The 2,162-nt window shown below is 34.8% G+C and carries 2 protein-coding genes; both read left to right on the top strand.

Translation table 11 applies throughout. The features are described from left to right. On the top strand, positions 1–1,766 hold a 1,766-nt coding region (locus HU235_RS22505; RefSeq protein WP_174881658.1), incomplete at its 5' end, for a DEAD/DEAH box helicase. A 19-nt stretch (positions 1,767–1,785) separates the two neighbouring features. Next, on the top strand, positions 1,786–2,162 hold a 377-nt coding region (locus HU235_RS22500; RefSeq protein WP_174881657.1), incomplete at its 3' end, for a DUF3231 family protein.

Genomic DNA, 2,162 nt, shown 5'->3' with positions numbered 1-2,162 from the left:
ATTTATTCGTGGATGTTAGTCTAGAGTTATTTGATGATTTATTAGAGGAATATGTACAGGATCTTATAAAACTAATTGATATTCCATTTGAAATCGAAACACATAAACAAATACTAAAAGCAGATCAAAAGGAAAGAGAAAGAAAAGAACTCGAGGAACAAGAAGCAATTAAACGCCAAAAAGAAGCAGAAGCAAAAATGATCGAGGATATATTTGGACGAGAATATTCCCCACCTGCAGGTCGAAATATTCAATACATTCTTCATGTAGGGGAAACGAACACCGGAAAAACATATCAGGCGATTAAACGAATGAAATCTGCCAATAGTGGGATTTATTTAGCTCCTTTACGATTATTAGCATTAGAAATATATGAATCGTTAAATGAAGACGGAATTCCTTGCTCCTTAAAAACTGGTGAAGAAGAAAAAACGGTTGAAAATGCTTCACATCTTTCATGCACAGTTGAAATGTTCCGTGAAAAAGATTATTACGATATTATTGTCATCGATGAAGCCCAAATGCTTGCAGATAGGACAAGAGGATTTTCATGGTATCGAGCGATAACAAAAGCCAACGCAAAGGAAGTTCATATTATTTGTAGCTTTAATGCCAAGCAAATGATCTTAGAACTACTAGGAGACTCTCACATTGAAGTACATGAATATGTAAGAGAAACACCACTTGAGGTTGAATCAGCTACATTTAAGATAGGACATACAAGGAAAGGCGATGCATTAGTCTGCTTTTCGCGGAAGCGAGTACTAGAAACAGCTTCTGATTTACAACGAAATGGTAAACAAGTAAGTATGATATATGGGAGTATGCCTCCAGAAACACGAAAAAAGCAGATGCAGCGGTTTATTAACGGTGAGACAACGGTAATCGTTGCAACAGATGCAATTGGAATGGGGTTAAATCTCCCTATTCGCAGAATTGTTTTTCTAGAAAATGATAAATTTGACGGTACGAAAAGGAGATTTTTAAGCTCACAGGAAGTAAAACAAATCGCTGGTCGCGCCGGAAGAAAAGGAATTTATAACATTGGGAAGGTTGCATTCACAAATCATCATAAAATGATGACAAGACTATTACAACAAGAAGATGAACCGCTACAAGGATTCGCCATAGCACCTACAACATCTGTTCTTGAAAGATTCCAAAAATATTCACGAAAACTAGGACTGTTTTTTTACTTATGGGATAAATACAAAAATCCATATGGTACAAAAAAGGCATCATTATCAGAAGAAAAGTTATTATACGAAATGATCGAGGATTCGATTATTGAGGCAAAATTATCCGTTCATGAGCTATACAACTTTTTACACTTACCTTTCTCAACTAATGAACCGACGTTGAGAGAGCAGTGGAAGCAAAAGCTTGAGGCGATCGTCGAGGGAACTGAGCTACCTGACCCTATTATAAAGGAATCAGGACTTGAAGAACTTGAGCTTTCATATAAATCTGTTGGCCTCCATTTATTATTTTTGTATAAGCTTGAGAAAAGAACAGAAGCGCATTATTGGGAAAGGATTCGGGAAGATCTAAGTGATAAAATTCATGAAAAATTAAAAACTGGAGTAGAAGTAAAAAAACGAACATGTATCGTTTGTCATAATCCATTACCTCGTCGCTTTAAATTTCAAATATGTGATGAGTGCCATAGTCAAAAACGAACAAGCAAACGAAATGGTAAAGAAATAAAATCTAATGTTCAAGGCCAGAATAGAATGTCACTAAAAGGTAAAAATAAGAGAAAATAATTTAAGGAGTTTTTCTCTAATGGGTAAACATTTAACATCTGCTGAAATAGGAAAGCTTTGGGTAACGTATATTGGGAATACGTTATCAAGACCTATCCTAACTTATTATTTGAAGAATACAGATGATCCAGATATCAAAAAGATCGTCAGTGACGCCTTATCATTATGTAAACAAATTATTCAAACGATTGAGAAGGTGCTTAAAGAAGAAAAATATCCGATTCCAATTGGATATACGGATGCTGATGTTAACTTGGAAGCTCCTAGATTATTTGCAGACGATTTTTACCTCTTTTATTTAAGATACACAGGTAAGGCTGGAATGAGCATTTATGCAATGGCTATTCCTTTAGTTACACGAGAAGATTTACGAAACTTTTATATTGATACATTAAA

Source organism: Metabacillus niabensis (genome assembly GCF_902829255.1).
In the GTDB taxonomy this organism is placed as follows: domain Bacteria; phylum Bacillota; class Bacilli; order Bacillales; family Bacillaceae; genus Metabacillus; species Metabacillus niabensis.
The sequence above is the reverse complement of the archived record's forward strand: the minus strand, read 5'-3'. Positions and strand labels throughout refer to the sequence as shown.